This window comes from Candidatus Tisiphia endosymbiont of Xenochironomus xenolabis (assembly GCF_964264705.1).
Taxonomy (GTDB): domain Bacteria; phylum Pseudomonadota; class Alphaproteobacteria; order Rickettsiales; family Rickettsiaceae; genus Tisiphia.
This window is the reverse complement of record NZ_OZ183473.1, coordinates 1,474,161-1,491,501: the sequence shown is the minus strand read 5'-3', so window position 1 is coordinate 1,491,501 and position 17,341 is coordinate 1,474,161. Positions and strand designations below refer to the sequence as shown.

Sequence of the window (17,341 nt, the reverse complement as noted above, 5' to 3'; positions counted from 1 at the left end):
AATTCGTTCAATAATATCCCCATTATGGCACTAGATGCCGAATATATGACTTCTTCCTTCGTGGCTCTATTTTTTTATTTTCTTTGTTAACAAATTCACTTGTCCATATATGACATTGCATCCTCTAATCTCTGCTTAGATCAACATCGCTATCAAGTCTCTTATGGATAGAGTCACAAGTAGTGCCAATAACAAATATGTGGTTCGTTTTAGACGAATTACCAGCTTTGCAAAATACCATCCCTCTGCCAACTACTCTTACCGAAAGTAGGAAATATGGCGATTGTTTTGTTGCAGGTTTGCAAAATATTTACCAACTGGAAGAAATATACGGCTCTGCAGGAATTAGCTCTATGCTCGACTTATTCAATACTAAATTCATCATTTCGTGTTGTTGAACAACAAACTGCTCATAGGTATGCACTTATGATCGTAGAACAAGAGACTCCTGAGAAAGCCTGTCTTACAGCTCTAACACTATGCACTATGGCTTGAATACCAATAACATCGAACAGTAAAAGACTGTTAGTCATGCCATCTAAAATCATGACTCTACCAGATATTACTTGCTACGTCAAATTGACCGGTAACTAAGTTAACGATATAGTTGCAAAATATACCATCATTTACAATTTTTTACAACTAATAATATATCAAAATTTATCCTATGCAAATTATTACCATGTTATATTAATTAAAATTACTCATCTATATTATGCTCTCCCATTAATTGCTGCATAACATGCATTGAACTATGAACTACTGGAAAAGTATCAAATTCACTTCGTACTTCAATTAATTTGTCTTCTGTTTCTGCATTTCTATGGAATACTGCCCAAAGCATAGCGGCTTTATCACCATCTGTTAAGGATTTAATATTATTTGGTTGTTCTTTGTAACGAGCTAATTGCTTTTCAGCATCGTTAGCTTTTGCTGTTATTTCTGTACCACTTACTTGATGTTTATTAGTTTGGGGAACACCTTTGGTATCATCCCACTTAAGCTCTATTCCTACAAACACTTTTTTCCCAACTAATCCTATATCAACACGATACCCTCCACCAGATTGCATTTCTGGAACAACACTGATACGCTCACCACCTTGAAATTGAGCATCACTATAGTGTGAAAATACCCCTTGTACTACAGCTTGAAAATCATCTTCACTGTTAATTAAATTCTTAAATTCAAATAAATATTTAGCTATCTCTTTAAATAACTTTACATAATATTGTGCATCATCTGCCTCTATAGTATCTTTCCTCATTACAGTTACAGCTTCACTTAATACAAGATTTAAGGCTTCTGTATCAATATCTAATACTTCAGAAAATTGTCCTAAAAATCCCTGGGTCTTTTTGTTATTATACTCACCTAAGCTATTATAAGAATTTATATCAATACCCTGATCGCTACACCAATCTTCAAATTTCTTTTTGTCACCTTTTGTAAAATTTTTAAGTTTTAAGTTAACTTCTGTTATTTTTATGTTGCTATTTCCTCCAATTATACTCTCTATACTAACTTTCTTACCTTCTGGTATAGGATATTTTACGTTACTTCGGGTTATATTAAGTAAAACTAACATTTTTTGTTCTATATCTGGATTTATAAACCCAAATGTTGCTGTATTCTTAGATACATCTTCTGTACCTCCTGTGCGAGACTCTCCTCTTACTTCTTGTCCATATTTAAAAACATGTTTTTCCCATGATTCTTCTCTTGGAGTTGTAGAAATTAACTGCCCCAATAACATCTTTACTGTATAAAAATAATAATCTGGAACCTCATTTGGTATAGAATAATAAATATACTTTAATTGCTCGTTTATTCTTGCCCTATCAGTTGTTTGTAGTACTAGCCGTGAGAAAGGTTGATGATTAACATTTTTTGTATCTGCTTGAATCCACAATCTTTTATTCTCTTCCAAATCACAATTGAATACCGAATAAACAATATCTTCACTGTTTGTAATCATTCTCTGCGATCCATACCAAAATGCATCAGCATATTTTTTAGCCTGCTCCTTGTCATTTTGAGAAATATCACTTGTTCTTCCCTTTTTAAGTTCGACAATCACAGGGATAGTATTCAGTGACCGTTCATATCCGCGTACTAAGATAACGACATCAGCAAAACCTTCACCTAAAGATAATTCAGTATAACATTTAAGATTATGGCTATACTTAAATAGCATAACAAAAAATCCAGTTAATAATCCATGATATTCATACTCTTTAGTAAATTTGATTCGTAGGTTTTGAACTAAATGTTTATGAACTTCTTGACCAAAATATTTAAGAATTTCTGTAGCATTATCTTTGACCTCTTTTTTATCTGTTGAAGAAAGCTCAGACACCCAATTTTCTATATTTTTTTCATGCTCTTTAATACTAAAATGATCACAGCTAATTCCTGAGTCAGGAGCCAGATTACCAGTAAATTGGGATGTCTCAATCCACATCTTTGTTGATTTAATGACCGGATCTTTTGCGTGTCTTATTGCAACAGAATAACCTTTTTTATTTAGCTCGGTATAATTTGCTATCTGATTACTTAGATAATTTATTTCTGATTGTGTAAAACGTTGTGGAACATTATATTTAAAATGGGTTTGAACAGTAGAATCTGTATCAAAACATTCTATAAATATTAATTTATCTTGTTCTTGTGTTGGTACTCTATCTTGTGGTTTTCGTACTAGAACAGCTAACTTTACCCCTTTAGTAGTACTACCTACCTTTTCAATATGACAGAATACTTTTTTAACTCCTAATTTTATTCCTAAAGTAGTATCTGGTAAAGCTAAAAAACTAGCCAAATTAAACAATGGAAAAAAACCATCCTTATTAACTGAGCGTTTATTATCTGGTATTTGATTAACAAATGACTGAAACCTTTGTTGAAAGGTACGAATATCACCTGACAACAACATTTCAACTAATTCAGGATATCTTTCATTTATTGGGTTAGCTGGTTGCATATTTTACCTATTTTTTATAATTAATTCATAGTCCTATTCTCTTTATTTTACTTAAAAACATTAGCTATCACTGTTCTTCAACAATATCAAGCTTTCCTAAACATTCTAGTGCATCACTAGTATCACTACCATTATTTGATGAAATAGGAGAAGCATCTGTATCATGGAGAGTTCTTTTTTCATTAAAAACTTCCATTAGCTGTGGTAAAGTTTCTTTAATCTTATCGTTTATAATACTAAATTTATTATTTTTTGTATCACCAGTGGATATATAGTTATTGACTGAAATATCTATATTATTAATAAATTGATTAATATCTTCTAATACTGCTTTGTTATTTTTAGCATAACAAAATAAAAATTCTTTTAGTGATTCTTTATTATCATTCTCATAAAGAATACTACAAATAATTTTACCTGTGCTACAAAGAAAAACATGTTGACGTTGATCATCACTATAGGCGTGCCATAATTCTTGAAGAGCTTTCTTATATCCATTTTCTGCACACTTATTCAACAAGAGATTAGAATAGTTATTATTATCAAATTCAGTCACTTGCTGCCAAAATTTCTCCCTTCCTAACTCTATAATATCATGTAAAAACTTTTCTCTAAGTTCAGCACACTTTTCATCACTGATAGCAGACAATAAGCTGTAATATTTGTTAATATTATAAAATTGAGCTTGTATTGGAAATAATTGGCACACCGTATCAAAATATCCCTCTTCAATTAACAACTTAAGTATCGATGGACCACGAGGATGACTAAACTTTTCAAGAAAAGAATCTAGTTGTTGTTTATCTTTCATTGCCTCCTGTAAGCAAAAGATAGCTACATCTTTTCCCCTATTACCTGCTGTACTACTAGCAGAATATAATGCCGCTTCAACAAGTAAGTTTAATCTAGTCTCTGCAGAAATACTCGAATCTTCTAATAGTCTTGTAGAAAAAAATGCAACTGCTTCACGCTCATTATTGTAATAAGCTAATTTAAGCCCATAAATATTAAGATTAGGATCATAATATCCAAAATATATGTCATTTTCTTTTATTTGCTCTAGCTTATCAGTAATATAATGCCCCCAAAATCTTTCTAATATAGTTACTTCTTGTTTTAAAATATTATCTTCAGATACATTGCGTACTTTTTGATATTTTGCTTTTTTAAGATCAAATAAGTTACGGATTAGCGTTTCATCTAAACAATTCAAACAAGCTAGCCTAAAACAATAGGTAATATCAAATGAATCTTTAAAATTACTTTTTAAACTATTATCTATTAATCTTTGTGCAAGTATTTTTGTATTTAATCTTTTTCCATATATATTATCATCAAGCCAGCAATCATCTGCAGAAATAGCAGCTGACACTACAGCTTCAAAGTAATCACGAACTTCATAATTTTTGTAAACCCATCTTGTAATTTGTTTTGTTTTAGATTCCTTAAAAAGATCATCATCCTTTATAACCATTGGCAAAATTCTATTAAGAGAATATGTTCCTGGTTGACCTACAGCTTCTTGTTCCATGATATGCCTCTATAGTAATTATGTAAATATAGTAAAGATTTACCTACTTTTAATACTAATAAATTACGTAATATAATGTCAAGTTTTTTCTACTTTGATTATCATGGTGGTTAAAAACGATACTAATTTTAAACCACTATATTTTAAACAATCAAGATACAAGATTTAATATTACAGACACCACAAATTATTGATCTGATTATCAAATAAACTTTGGCTGTCAGAGGAATATTCAAGAACTAATAATGACAAACATTATAAATTACCCCATCTGATTATTCTAATATAAGCATAGAGGTTTGAATAATTAATAGTTTTATGTCTGATTGGGTTCGGAAATTGTTCACTACGCCCCGCCATTCGGTACGAGTGGTCGTTTTTTCAAAAATATCGAACGGGAAACGTAGAGAGGTCTCAAGTTTTTTGCCCCTAAGCTTCAGGTTCTGAAATACGAATTTTATCATTTTGCGTTTTTGAGGCATTTCAGAACCTTTAAAAGTTTCATAGGCTTCAGAAGCTAGAGTTATCAATGTTGAGACGGTATCAGTAAATTTGTCATCTGCTTCATCATAAATTTTCAATAATCGATTAATTTCATATTGACGATCTTTTAATTGTTGTTTTTTTGCTTGAAATTCTTCTGTACTCAATTCACCATTAAGTCGTAAATCTATTAATGAGTTCAATCTTTTTTCGTTTTCAGTATGTTCTTTCTTTAAACTAGCTGTCGCTTCATCATGTTCATCTTTTTTTAGCTCATTAGTGTTTTTAAGGTGTTCTAGCGTGTCTTTTAATAGCTCTGGGGTCTTATACCTATTTTCTTAAAAATCTCTTCTATCTTTGCTAAAACCTCATCTTCCCTAACATATATTTTTTTGTTTGGATTTTTTGGATCCCATGCTGCCAAATAAACCCATTGATCTACCTTACCATTGGAATATGTTTTACTATGAATTTCCGATGTCACTATCTTGCCTGTTGTTGCACAAGTAATTAACCCTCTAAATAGGAAATCTTTACCTCCATATTTGAAAGGCTTTTTATTCCAACCTAAACGTACTTCTTTACATGCCATAAATGTTTCTCTTGTAATAATTGGTGGATAATTATGCAACCACATCTCTCCTTTTACTAACATTTCACCGTAATAAAATGGCTGCTGCATTAAACGGTGTAATACTGTTTTATTTAGGTAATAATTCTTTTTACTCCTTAACCCTAACTCTTTTGCCATGGTTACTATGCTTCCAAGAGTATATGCTCCTGTAGCATATTCTTCAAATAATTTTTTTATAATAAAAGCTCTAGATGAATCTAGAATTACTGTACTATTGCCATGTGCATCTCTGCTATTTAGATAACCAATAGGAGCAGGACCTATCCATTCTCCTTTACGTAATTTATGATCTAAACTCCTTTTGACATTATCACTTAAACTGTCAACATAAGATTGAGCCATTAATACGTTCATTCCCCATACCAATTTTTCATGAGATTGAGAATCTTTTGTTAGTATATAACCTTCAGTTCTAAAATGTAATTCTATTTTACCATCTTTTATTGGCCCTTCCAATAATGAAATTTCTGAAATTCGTCTTTGAACGCGATCAACTTTATCAGCTACAATAGCAATGGTTTCTCTATGGATTTTAGCAAATTTGATCATCTCTTTAAATTGTTTGCGATCACCTCTGCTTAAAGATTCGATAATTTCAAAAGTTTTGATAGCTTCAAGATTTTTACGTTGGCAATATTCTACTAATCTATATTTTTGAGCTTCAATTGAATGCCCCTCTTCTTGCTCCCTTGTTGAAACACGAACTAAAATTATAGCATTTGTTGCTTTGTCTGTCATATATTCTTCTCATTATAATGTTAGTTTAATTGCTTAAAACAATCTCCATCAGGGATAGACCATATAACTAGAACAGTCAAGTAAAGTATATGCTTAATTGTCGCATTGTAGTGAGCCATTGCAGCTAAATGTAACATTTTTAGCCTATACAAATTCTATTGATTAGTTTTAAGAGATTTTGGAGCTTTATCTTCTGGCAAATCAGATTCTTACTTATTTTTCTTGTTCTTTTTTCTGTTTCATTTTGTGGTCAATAATTATTTGATAAAAGCCAATTAAATTCTTAGCTGATTCATGAAGTTCTTCGTCACTCAATTGGTTGTTAGACATAGTTTTTAGTTTGTTAACTATTGACAGGTAAGTTTCTTTGGAAGAGCGTTTATCCTTATCTATTTCCTTTGTTATTTGCTGCATATAGGCATTTTTCATAATATATATTTCCCATTTTTATAAGCTTTCATCTTACTGTTAACTATTTTTTCTTGATTTACAATGGTCATTTCATGGCATGAAATAATTCTATCATTGATAAAACTTAGATTTACTTCCCTTGATATGCAAAATTTATTTATTTGATATATAAAAATTTCATGACATGAAATTTAAAAAAATATTCCTTGAATTTAGACAACCAAGGGCGTTTTTCTAATAAGGATAAAAAACTTTTAGGCGAACACTATGACTATGCAATTAATCACATGGTTAAAACTGCAAGAAATGTCTGTACAAGAATTTGCCAAAAAAATAGGCAAACATCCGAGTTTGGTACATAAATACATTTATGCAGATGTAATACCCAAGCTTGATACAATGAAAAAAATTTTCCTAGCAACTAGTGGATTGGTTTCAGCAAATGACTTTTACCAACTTACTGAAGAAATGCTTAAGCAGGAATTAGTAAAAAGAAAAAATAGCACATCAGAGCCTGAAATGGATTTTAGCGACTAATTCTAAAGTTGTTATTAATAGCATCAATTAATTCAAATTCTTTAATTTTAAGTAATAAATAATATAAATTTACCCACAAAATTTGTGGATAAATATGTGTATAATACGTGGATATCACGTGGATAAGTTTTTTTAGCCTGTGGATAAGAGGTAAAATTTGGATTTTTTTATAATTTTTTTAGGATTTTTTCAGGTTTTTTTGTGTGTTATACGCTCGTATAGTTTTTTTTTGCCATTTTTTGAAGGTCTTTTTATGAATTTTTACAGCTAAATTATCTAAAATTATAGGAGATTATTATGTTAAAATCTAAGAACAAACCCTTTTCTTTGTTAGCTTTTCTTCATGGTACTAATTTACTTGGACATGATGAATTAGGAATTTACATTAGACTGCTTGAACATATGTGGATAAGTGGTGGAAAATTGCCAAATAATGACCAAAAATTGGCTCATTTTTTAAATATTTCGCTAAAAAAATGGCAAAATTTTTTTATTTTTTCTGATAAAACTTTTACACATTTGAAGTTGAAAAATGAGTACCAAAAACTTATAAAAGTGTCACAACAAAATTCCTTGAATATAGCAAAAAGATGGGAAAAACATCGTAGTCAACTTATCGAATTTGCAGAAGAAAAAGCTACCCCCTCTAATGATACGACCGTATATACGAACGTATATACGACCGTAATACGATCGTATTACCTACGCGTACGTACGTCTAAAGATAAATCTATTGATATAAGATTAGATGATATAGATGAGCATGTGGATAACTCGCTTGGGACTGCAAAATTGGCAAAATCCGAAATAGCAGAATTAACTCAAAAGCTACAAGTACTGTTCAACGAACACAATATGGTTTTACCAAAAGATACATTGTTGGTTGTAGAATGGCTAAAAAGCGGTATTAGCAAAGATTATATTTATCAAAAGATTCAGCAAGTACTAGCACGTATTGGCAAACAGCAACTTGTACCTCCAAGGTCATTTGCTTACTTCACACCAGAGATAAAACGTGATCGTTATGAGCCATAGCTCTAGGAATAAAGCTATTTTTATGCTTTGGGTTTAAGGTTTTAAGGGATAACATCCAGCTCAAAGATTTATTTGGCAACAATCAACTGACAAAATTATTTCATTACAAATTTCATCACATGAAATAATTTTAATTATTTTACAGCTCTTGTCTTATATTTCTATATAAAATAGCGTTTCACGTAATGAAATACCTATTGTTTTCAGAAAAATCCCTGTCATAATCTGAATAACAACAGCAATTAAAGAAAAAATTATGAACAAAAAAGCTATCAAATATGGGCTACAACTTGCTTTAGTCGAGCAAGCTCCTGATGAATTTTATCAAAGCAATAAGAGTGACCATGAACAAAGGGATAAAAAAATAGCTGAAGGTGTAATGAGTAAATGCCTAATCAATCAATTTATTCTTGCACAATTAGTAAAAAATGAATTACAAGCAAAGCTAACTGACCAATTGATGGCGATATTTGGTTTAAATATTCAGGAATTTGGCTATCGTCAATTTCTAAGCGATGGAACAACTATCGGTTTTTGCACAAGAAATATTGACAATATCAAAAACACCCAAAGCAAAAATCTAGGCTACGAATACGAAACTTTGAGAAGATTCTATAATCAGGAAACATGTAACAGCTTTATCATCTACCAAAGAACAAAAGATAAAATTGAAGGTTTTTACTTTTTGTCTTCAAGCAATAATTCAGAGATTATTAGCTATTACATTAATCACCTTGAATCTTTTGAACAGTTTATTAACATTGTCAGTCTTTATGTTAGTATAGTTCTGAGTAGCATAAGATGCAATAATTCATACTGCGAAACTTTACAGCACAATGATTTATACGTAAAAATTTTTAGTCAAAATAGCTTGGACGAATTATTTCCTGCAAAGCTTTCAAGCAGTAACTAAAAATGTTTCCATTATGAAAATAACTAAACTTAACATAAACTATCTAGGCAAATCTTTCATTCTTACCCAAAGAGCTATGGAATGTCTTATACTTGCAGCTCTTGGGTTTCCTAAAAAGCACATAGCAAGTAGATTAGGCATATCGTACAGAACTGCAGAAAAACATATAACAAATGCTAAAAATAAAATTGGCATTTATAATCATAGACAATTAATTGATTTTTTATTTTCTAGTGAAATATTTAAGCACCCTACTACTGCTACTATTGCAAGCAACATCAATCAATATAAAAATTAATTATTTTAAATTGCTCATTCCTTAATTTTCTATAACATGAGGTTTATTAGCAAGAATAATAGGTGAAAATGCCAACTATTCGTTTTTAGTTAATCTCTTATGCTTTTCTAGAGAATAATTAAAGAATGAACTAACATGATGCAACAACAAACTTTTATAAATGACAATACAAGCACAGCGATTGCTAAAATAACTACTATTAACCCTACTAACCCAATTATTAGACCATTTTTCCAATGGGTAGGAGGCAAAAGAAAAATAGTTGATAAACTGATAGAACGCATTCCACTAGGTTTAAATAATTATTATGAGCCTTTTCTTGGTGGTGGAACACTGTTTTTCCAAGTAAAGAATAAATTCAATAAATGTTTTCTATCTGATATTAATCTTGAGCTTGTCACCAGCTATAATGCTGTCAAAAAGTATCCAGCAAAAATTATAGAGTTATGTGAATCATATCGGTTAAAACATAGTAAAGAATATTATAAACAAGTTAGAGATAATAATATTAATAGCAATGATCCTACTGAAATTACTGCAAGATTTTTATATTTAAATCGATATTCTTTTAGGGGAATATACAGAGTTAATAAACATGATCAAGTCCGAATGTCTTGCTCTACCAGAAACTATGCTACTTCTGGTAATTTTACTACTATACTTAACCAATGTAGCAGTATTTTACAAGATACGACAATTTACGCAGGAGATTTTTCTTTTATAGAACCGCAAGCGAATGATCTTGTTTACTTTGACCCACCATATCACAAATCAGGTGAAGTTTTTTATACCAGATTACCATTTGGCGAAGATGATCAAATAAGACTTAATAAATTTGCTATGGAATTATCTAATAAAGGAATCAAGCTTATGATTTCTAACAGTGATACTAGCTTTATTAGAGAGTTATATAAAAATTTTAACATTAGTACTATTACAATCAAATATCCGATATCAAATTACCGAAGAACGTCTAATGAACTGTTAATAACAAATTATGCGTAATAATAAATACCGAACAGTAATGGTGACATATACTAACTCGAAAAGGTTTTAGTCATAGTAAACTTTCGTCATTGCGAGACCACGTAGTGGTCGTGGCAATCCATTTCTAATCACTTTTATGGATTACCCGCGTCGCCACTAAAGTAGCTCCTCGCAATGACGTCTGTAATTAGCTATAGTAACCGTTTCAAGTAACTTTAATTTTTAATATTGGTAAATTCTTCTTTTTTAATTAAGGTAATTCGTTCAATGATATCAAAGTCAACCCCTGCTTGCAGTAATTTCTGTGCTATATTTAACCTGTCGTCCTTTTGTGCCTGTAAAAATATTTCCGCAATCTTTTTCAAACTCTCAATCCTTATATCAGGTAAATCCATTACTTTAGGTCGAATCTTCTTAATATCAGCAGGAATAGTGATATTATAATTTATACCTTTATCTTGGTCTTGGTTATTATCGACCTTAACATTTCCATAGTGAGCATCTATGACATTAGAACACTCAAAAAAAGTTAATTCATTAGTTTGCCTAAAAGTTGGAGTAAGAATTAATTGAAGTTGTTGCTCAGTAAGTGTACTTCTTTGATTTTTCATTGTTAGTCTTACTGCTTCAATTGACTTTTTACTTTTAGTGGTTTCTGATATATTTAGCTCAAAATCTAGAATATCATCCTCTAGAAAAATACTCACAATATTACTATCGACATTATTGTTGATATACTCAATTAACCTGAAGAGTTGCAGAAATGGTTAACAGTAATAGTTTGGAAGTTATCATTTATTAAGGTACGTAACCTATCTTTATAATCGCCGATGTTGCTAAAAAATTTGTTTATTGCTTCCGAAAATTGTTCAAAATTATGATAGAATTTATTAGTATTTGTAATACTGTGCATAAACTTCCATAATCTCTCAATTGGGTTAAGATTTGGACTATATGGTGGCAAAAATACTAGCTCTATTTTGGTATTTACTAGGTATTCCTTAACTTTTTTGGATTTGTGGTAACTAGCATTGTCACAGATTAAATATATTCTTTCCTTCTCACTATTCTCCTCTTCCAATCTTTGCAGGAAATTAACTACCTGTTCCCCATTTATTTTTGGACTCTCTGTGCTTACTAACTGTAAATTGGCTAGGTTAATAGCACCAATCATGTGCTTTCTTCTCCAGCCACTGAATGTTGGTAAGGTCTTATTTTGGTTCTTTCTTATCCAACCGCACCTTGCCCTTGCTTGATACTGAGGATGAACACCGTCCATAAAATATATGGCTTCCTTATCTCTGAGATTCCCTTTTAGTAAACTGTAGTTTAACTTAAATAATTCTTGCTTGTCAAAATCCAGATTAGCTGGTACTACTTTCGGCTTCTTGTAAACAAAACCCAGTTTGTATAGTAATTTTGTTACTCCTGTTATCGTATATGTCACACCATATATCACGGTAATAGCAAAGGTGTTAATGTCTATCGATTTATTGATGAACGGGGAATCCTATTTTACACCGATGTATTTAGCAGTTCTGAAAGAGATGCGGCTTATGTGATTGACGGTTTGCTACACAATGAAATCATTAAGAGTGACCTACACTCGACAGATACTCACGGCTATACCGAGATGATTTTTGCCGTATCACATCTAATCGGTGTAACATTTGCACCTCGCATAAAAGATGTTACTTCACTAAATTTAGTAAGTTTTGATAAGATTAAATCTAAATTGGCTAATGACAATTATCCTGTTAGACCTGCATATTATGTCAAGGAAGATAAAATAATAAGAAACTGGGACGATATATTACGACTGGTTGCAACCATTATGCTTAGAAAACACCGAGCGTCAGTAATATTAAAAAGATTAAGTAACTATGCTAACCAACATCCTCTCCAAGAAGCACTAAAAGAATTTGGTAGGATTATTAAATCTATCTTTGTACTAAAATATATCGATGATATTACTTGGCGACAAACCATTCAGAAACAACTAAACAAAGGCGAGTTAGCTAACAAATTTGCTACTGCTGTTTCATTTGCAGGCGAAGAAATCACTGCAGCCTATCGAGAAGATCAGGAAATATCGGCTATGTGTAAAACCATTATTCAGAATATAATTATTTTATGGAATTATATAGCACTTACAAAAATAATTATGCGATCAGATAGCATCACCAGACAAACCTTATTAGAGAATATTCCTAATGCTTCAATATTAAGCTGGAGACACGTCAACCTACATGGAATTTACGATTTTAGCAATTTATTAGCAACAAATGATCAAGATTATTCTTTTAATGAAGTGGTTAATTTTAAAGCGGCATAATGCTTATTATACGATTAGATATACCAAAATATAAATGCGTAAAACATGATCATCCTGCAGGGATAAGGCATTTGAGTAAGATAACTTATTGCAGGATATTTTTCTATAACAGAGAAGAAATTAACAGCAATTCCTACTCCTAGTTCGCTTTTGCCCCGTTTCTGTAATTTAACCCTTAGTAGCCGTAATTAATTTATTAATAAATCAATAGAAATTTGTCATAAAAGACTCCTAATCTATCATTCTACTCTGCCATTAGACAATTTGGATAATAGATATATTTTAAATATGAAGTATATTCTATTAATAATAGAAATGCTAATACTTTTTTATATTTTAAAAAATGATATAATTTATTTTTTCATATGAGGTAAATATTATGTATATACTTAAAAAAATTATTGCAGATTTGAACGTAGGAAAAGATGTTAAGGAAATATGGTTGAATAGTAAATGTACAGGCAGCAATACGGGAAAGAATCCACTAGAACAAGCCTTACAAAATTGGTGGAACAACTGGATAGGCGATGAGGGAGCGAAGGCATTAGCACAAGCATTACAAAACAATAACACTGTGACAACAATTCATTTAAGTAGCAACCAGATAGGCGATGAGGGAGCGAAGGCATTAGCACAAGCATTACAAAACAATAACACTGTGACAACAATTCATTTAAGTAGCAACCAGACAGGCGATGAGGGAGCGAAGGCATTAGCACAAGCATTACAAAACAATAACACTGTGACGACAATTCATTTAAGTAGCAACCAGATAGGCGATGAGAGAGCGAAGGCACTAGCACAAGCCTTACAATACAATAACACTGTGACAACAATAGATTTGCAGTACAACAAAATAGGCGATGAGGGAGTGAAGGCACTAGCACTAGCACTAGCACTAGCACTAGCACTAGTATTACAAAACAATAACACTATGACAACAATAGATTTGCAGTACAACAAAATAGGCGATGAGGAAGCGAAGGCACTAGCACAAGCCTTACAATACAATAACACTGTGACAACAATAGATTTGAGGAACAACCAGATAGGTGATGAGGGAGCGAATGCACTAGCACAAGCCTTACAAAACAATAACACCGTGACAACAATAGATTTGGGTGTCAACAATATAGGAGGTAAGGGAGCGAATGCACTAGCACAAGCATTACAAAACAATAACACTGTGGCGACAATTCATTTAAGTAGCAACCAGATAGGCGATGAGGGAGCGAATGCACTAGCACAAGCATTGCAAAACAATAACACTGTGACGACAATAGATTTGGGTGTCAACAATATAGGAGGTAAGGGAGCTAATGCACTAGCACAAGCATTACAAAACAATAACACTGTGACGACAATTCATTTAAGTAGCAACCAGATAGGCGATGAGGGAGCTAATGCACTAGCACAAGCATTACAAAACAATAACACTATGACGACAATTCATTTAAGTAACAACCAGATAGGCGATGAGGGAGCGAAAGCACTAGCTAAAGCCTTAGAACACAATAACACTGTGACGAAAATATATTTGTGGAACAACCAGATAGGCGATGAGGGAGCGAAGACACTAGCACAATCATTACAAAACATTAAAACTGTAACGACAATAGATCTAGGTAACAACCAGATAGGCGATGAGGGAGCGAAGACACTAGCACAATCATTACAAAACATTAAAACTGTAACGACAATAGATCTAGGTAACAACCAGATAGGCGATGAGGGAGCGAAGGCACTAGCACAAGCATTACAAAACAATAACACTGTGACAACAATAAATTTGCCCTTGAACCAGATAGGCGATGAGGGAGTGAAGACACTAGCACAATCATTACAAAACAATAACACTGTGACAACAATAAATTTGTCCTTGAACCAGATAGGCGATGAGGGAGCGAAGGCATTAGCACAAGCATTACAAAACAATAACACTGTGACAACAATAAATTTGTCCTTGAACCAGATAGGCGATGAGGGAGCGAAGGTACTAGCACAAGCATTACAAAACAATAACACTGTGACGGCAATAAATTTATATAGGAACGAGATAGGCGATGAATTACTAAATGATATAAATAAACTATTAGAGAAAAACATATTACAATTAGAAGAATTATCTAAGAAGATCGATCAAGGAATAGATTCTGTACAAGAAAAATTGGTTTTTGGCGATAATATAAAAGCAGAAGAGAGGCAAGAAATTTCCAAAAGAATACAGCAAATTAAAGAAATCGTACAAAAGCAGAAATTAGAACAAAAAGAAGATGTACATGATACTGTACTTGCTCAAATAAATAACTGTAAGAATGATGTTCTGAAAGCAAGGGGTAATAAAGAAATACAACAGCTTGTTAAGGAATTTAAGTATGATGTTATGCTAGTAAAATTAAAAAAAATGCACCAATCACAACAAACAGAACATAGCTCGGGAACAAAAATTATTAGTGATCCTAATCTTAAGTTGTTATTATCAAGTAATCCTGATGATTTGTATAAAGCGTTAGGGAATTTGTTAATTGGAGATATTACGTCTCTATCAGAAGGGGTTTAGGGGTATATTACAAAAACCTGAAGAAATATTAAGTTAATTGTTATTATTCAGGTTTTTGTATTTATTAGAGATAGTGTTGTAACTTATACCAATTCCCAAATTTAATTTAGTATAAAGATGAGAAAAATAGGTTATAATGTAAAAGATAGATAAAATTAGGAATGTAATGGGTACTCATCAAAAATTAATAACAGAAGATTTATACAAACAGGCTATAGCTCAACTTGCAAGTACGAACAAAGAGAATAGGATCGCTATTAGGTTAAGAGCTATAGTAGCTGCAAAAGAGCATGGTATTGGTACGGTGTCTAAAATATTTGATATCACAACTAATACGCTAAGAAACTGGATAAAAAGCTTTGCCCAAGGCGATGATAAAAATCTTGAATATAAAAAAGGTAGGGGAAGGAAAAGCGATTTAACAGAAAGCTGCTATGAAGCAATAAACAAATGGATACAAGAAGATTGTAACATAACAATAAAAAGTATCGTCATAAAACTTAAAGAAAATTTGGGAATTAATGTAAGTAAATCGGCTGTACACAGGGCATTGCACAAGCTTAAGTTTGCGTACATTACTCCAAGACCAGTGCATTACAAACAGAATAAAGAAACTCATGAACAGTTTAAAAAAAATTCAAGAAAAAATAACAAGCAATCCAAGAAGTTTTTTGTATTTCTTTGATGAATCGCGTTTTGGAACTCATTCTAAATTAGGTCATGGTTGGTTTCGCAAAGGTATCAGAACTCAAGTTAAAATCAAAATAGGTTTTCAGAATTTTTATGTTTACAGTGCTGTTAACCCAATAACAGGAGATGATTTTAGCTTAATGATGCCAAATGTTAATACTATGTCTTTGAACATGTTTCTTGCGGAAATGTCTAAACATATAGGCGATCAAAAAGCCATTGTTGTTATGGATTGTGCTGGATGGCATAAGGCTAAGGACTTAGTGGTTCCTGCTAATATAGAAATTCTTTATTTGCCACCATATTCTCCTGAATTAAATCCTGCGGAGCGATTATGGGAGCATTTAAAGTCTGAGACTATAAAGAATAAAATATACAATACAATTGAACAATTAGAAATAGTAGTATCTTCCTCTATTAAAAATTTAAATACCTTGCTAATTCAATCTATTTGTTGCATGAATCATTTACTAAATTAAATTCGGGAATTGGTATTAGATACTGATTTATTAAGCGTATTGTTAAATTCTAAGCTTTTGCTCTCAAACGACTTTGATGCAAAGCCAATTTCCAGATGTAACTTTTCTAATACCTTTTCTACTCTTTCTTCAAATAGTTCCCCAAATAGCAAGTGAGGTTGAGAAAATCCATAGTGAGAAAGTGGAAGGAATTAACAAGAAATTTGAAAAGTTGCACGATATAACAGCTAGTGAAATTACAAAGCATGAAGAAAGTTTACAAAAGATAACAGATGATTGCCTATCTAAGATGTATAGTACTACGGAAGTAGCTTACAGATAATTTAGATAAAAAGTCTAATGAATTTGCCAATAAGTTACAAGAAAGTGCAGAAACGACATCGTCTAATAATCGAACAAAGTTCTTTAAGAGATTAATGTTAACTATAATATTTTCTGGTATGGTATCAGGTATTACATCTTATGTGGTAAACAATAAGTTTCCTAAATTTATCTGGTTGGGATCAGTGAACGATGTTATTATACATGATAGTAAAGTTGAGCTATACGGTGGAACAGCCCCACCAATAGAGTACAAGAAAAAAGAAACAAAGAAAAAATAAAAGATGTTCTACGAAGCCTAAATTGTTACAATATAAGATGAAAGAGTTAGCACTGTTGAGAGTATTATAAAAAAACTTTATGAAAGAGAACAAAAAAAATAGCTCCATGAAGTAAGGTGGTCCCC

19 protein-coding genes are annotated in these 17,341 nt (G+C 31.7%); 12 read left to right on the top strand and 7 right to left on the bottom strand.

Annotated elements, in window-relative coordinates; genetic code table 11:
- Positions 1-197 precede the first annotated feature (197 nt).
- Positions 198-398, top strand: a complete 201-nt coding sequence (locus ACFELY_RS07320) for a type IV secretion system DNA-binding domain-containing protein (protein WP_375334168.1) — start codon at positions 198-200, stop codon at positions 396-398.
- Positions 399-700: 302 nt separating this feature from the next.
- Here the strand turns inward: ACFELY_RS07320 and ACFELY_RS07315 are convergent, their stop codons facing one another.
- The 5 genes from ACFELY_RS07315 to ACFELY_RS07295 all read right to left on the bottom strand — a co-directional run bounded on the left by ACFELY_RS07315 (position 701) and on the right by ACFELY_RS07295 (position 6,798).
- The gene (locus ACFELY_RS07315; protein ID WP_375334071.1) at positions 701-2,983 is read right to left on the bottom strand and encodes a hypothetical protein; all 2,283 of its coding nucleotides are present in this window, start codon (positions 2,981-2,983) and stop codon (positions 701-703) included.
- Between the two features lie 67 nt (positions 2,984-3,050).
- Positions 3,051-4,514 (bottom strand): hypothetical protein, encoded by a 1,464-nt coding sequence (locus tag ACFELY_RS07310; RefSeq protein WP_375334070.1) that lies wholly within the window; start codon positions 4,512-4,514, stop codon positions 3,051-3,053.
- 275 nt (positions 4,515-4,789) lie between these two features.
- The gene (locus tag ACFELY_RS07305) at positions 4,790-5,200 is read right to left on the bottom strand and encodes a hypothetical protein (protein ID WP_375334069.1); all 411 of its coding nucleotides are present in this window, start codon (positions 5,198-5,200) and stop codon (positions 4,790-4,792) included.
- A 104-nt stretch (positions 5,201-5,304) separates the two neighbouring features.
- Positions 5,305-6,369 carry a recombinase family protein gene (locus tag ACFELY_RS07300; protein WP_375334068.1) on the bottom strand — a complete coding sequence of 355 codons (1,065 nt, stop codon included), beginning with the start codon at positions 6,367-6,369 and terminating at the stop codon, positions 5,305-5,307.
- 213 nt (positions 6,370-6,582) lie between these two features.
- Positions 6,583-6,798, bottom strand: a complete 216-nt coding sequence (locus ACFELY_RS07295; RefSeq protein ID WP_375334067.1) for a hypothetical protein — start codon at positions 6,796-6,798, stop codon at positions 6,583-6,585.
- A gap of 249 nt (positions 6,799-7,047) precedes the next feature.
- Here ACFELY_RS07295 and ACFELY_RS07290 point away from each other — a divergent pair, with 249 nt between their 5' ends.
- The 5 genes from ACFELY_RS07290 to ACFELY_RS07270 all read left to right on the top strand — a co-directional run bounded on the left by ACFELY_RS07290 (position 7,048) and on the right by ACFELY_RS07270 (position 10,568).
- Complete coding sequence (locus tag ACFELY_RS07290; RefSeq protein ID WP_375334066.1) at positions 7,048-7,317, top strand: helix-turn-helix domain-containing protein; 270 nt, start codon at positions 7,048-7,050, stop codon at positions 7,315-7,317.
- A gap of 297 nt (positions 7,318-7,614) precedes the next feature.
- Complete coding sequence (locus ACFELY_RS07285; RefSeq protein ID WP_375334065.1) at positions 7,615-8,352, top strand: DUF1376 domain-containing protein; 738 nt, start codon at positions 7,615-7,617, stop codon at positions 8,350-8,352.
- A 256-nt stretch (positions 8,353-8,608) separates the two neighbouring features.
- Positions 8,609-9,265, top strand: coding sequence for a hypothetical protein (locus ACFELY_RS07280; RefSeq protein WP_375334064.1), 657 nt, complete (start codon positions 8,609-8,611; stop codon positions 9,263-9,265).
- Between the two features lie 13 nt (positions 9,266-9,278).
- On the top strand, positions 9,279-9,563 hold the full coding sequence (locus tag ACFELY_RS07275) for a helix-turn-helix transcriptional regulator (protein WP_341759797.1): 285 nt from the start codon (positions 9,279-9,281) through the stop codon (positions 9,561-9,563).
- Between the two features lie 135 nt (positions 9,564-9,698).
- Complete coding sequence (locus tag ACFELY_RS07270; protein WP_375334063.1) at positions 9,699-10,568, top strand: DNA adenine methylase; 870 nt, start codon at positions 9,699-9,701, stop codon at positions 10,566-10,568.
- A gap of 197 nt (positions 10,569-10,765) precedes the next feature.
- On the opposite strand, the gene ACFELY_RS07265 is transcribed toward ACFELY_RS07270, so the two are convergent.
- Together ACFELY_RS07265 and ACFELY_RS07260 are read right to left on the bottom strand one after the other, a co-directional pair.
- Complete coding sequence (locus ACFELY_RS07265; protein ID WP_375334062.1) at positions 10,766-11,257, bottom strand: hypothetical protein; 492 nt, start codon at positions 11,255-11,257, stop codon at positions 10,766-10,768.
- Between the two features lie 35 nt (positions 11,258-11,292).
- Positions 11,293-12,009: an IS630 family transposase gene (locus ACFELY_RS07260; protein ID WP_375334061.1), complete on the bottom strand. Its 717-nt coding sequence runs from the start codon at positions 12,007-12,009 to the stop codon at positions 11,293-11,295.
- On the opposite strand from ACFELY_RS07260, the gene ACFELY_RS07255 reads away from it, so the two are divergent.
- The 6 genes from ACFELY_RS07255 to ACFELY_RS07230 all read left to right on the top strand — a co-directional run bounded on the left by ACFELY_RS07255 (position 11,989) and on the right by ACFELY_RS07230 (position 17,216).
- Entirely contained in the window at positions 11,989-12,885 is an 897-nt protein-coding gene (locus tag ACFELY_RS07255) for a Tn3 family transposase (protein ID WP_375334167.1), read from the top strand. The genes ACFELY_RS07260 and ACFELY_RS07255 overlap by 21 nt on opposite strands.
- Before the next feature lie 379 nt (positions 12,886-13,264).
- Positions 13,265-15,445, top strand: a complete 2,181-nt coding sequence (locus ACFELY_RS07250; RefSeq protein WP_375334060.1) for a hypothetical protein — start codon at positions 13,265-13,267, stop codon at positions 15,443-15,445.
- Between the two features lie 166 nt (positions 15,446-15,611).
- Positions 15,612-16,130, top strand: a complete 519-nt coding sequence (locus tag ACFELY_RS07245; protein WP_375334059.1) for a helix-turn-helix domain-containing protein — start codon at positions 15,612-15,614, stop codon at positions 16,128-16,130.
- On the top strand, positions 16,063-16,614 hold the full coding sequence (locus ACFELY_RS07240; RefSeq protein ID WP_375334058.1) for an IS630 family transposase: 552 nt from the start codon (positions 16,063-16,065) through the stop codon (positions 16,612-16,614). Before ACFELY_RS07245 ends, ACFELY_RS07240 begins: the two co-directional genes overlap by 68 nt.
- Before the next feature lie 76 nt (positions 16,615-16,690).
- On the top strand, positions 16,691-16,936 hold the full coding sequence (locus tag ACFELY_RS07235) for a hypothetical protein (RefSeq protein WP_375334057.1): 246 nt from the start codon (positions 16,691-16,693) through the stop codon (positions 16,934-16,936).
- 94 nt (positions 16,937-17,030) lie between these two features.
- Positions 17,031-17,216, top strand: coding sequence for a hypothetical protein (locus ACFELY_RS07230; protein WP_375334056.1), 186 nt, complete (start codon positions 17,031-17,033; stop codon positions 17,214-17,216).
- The last annotated feature ends 125 nt before the right edge of the window (positions 17,217-17,341 follow it).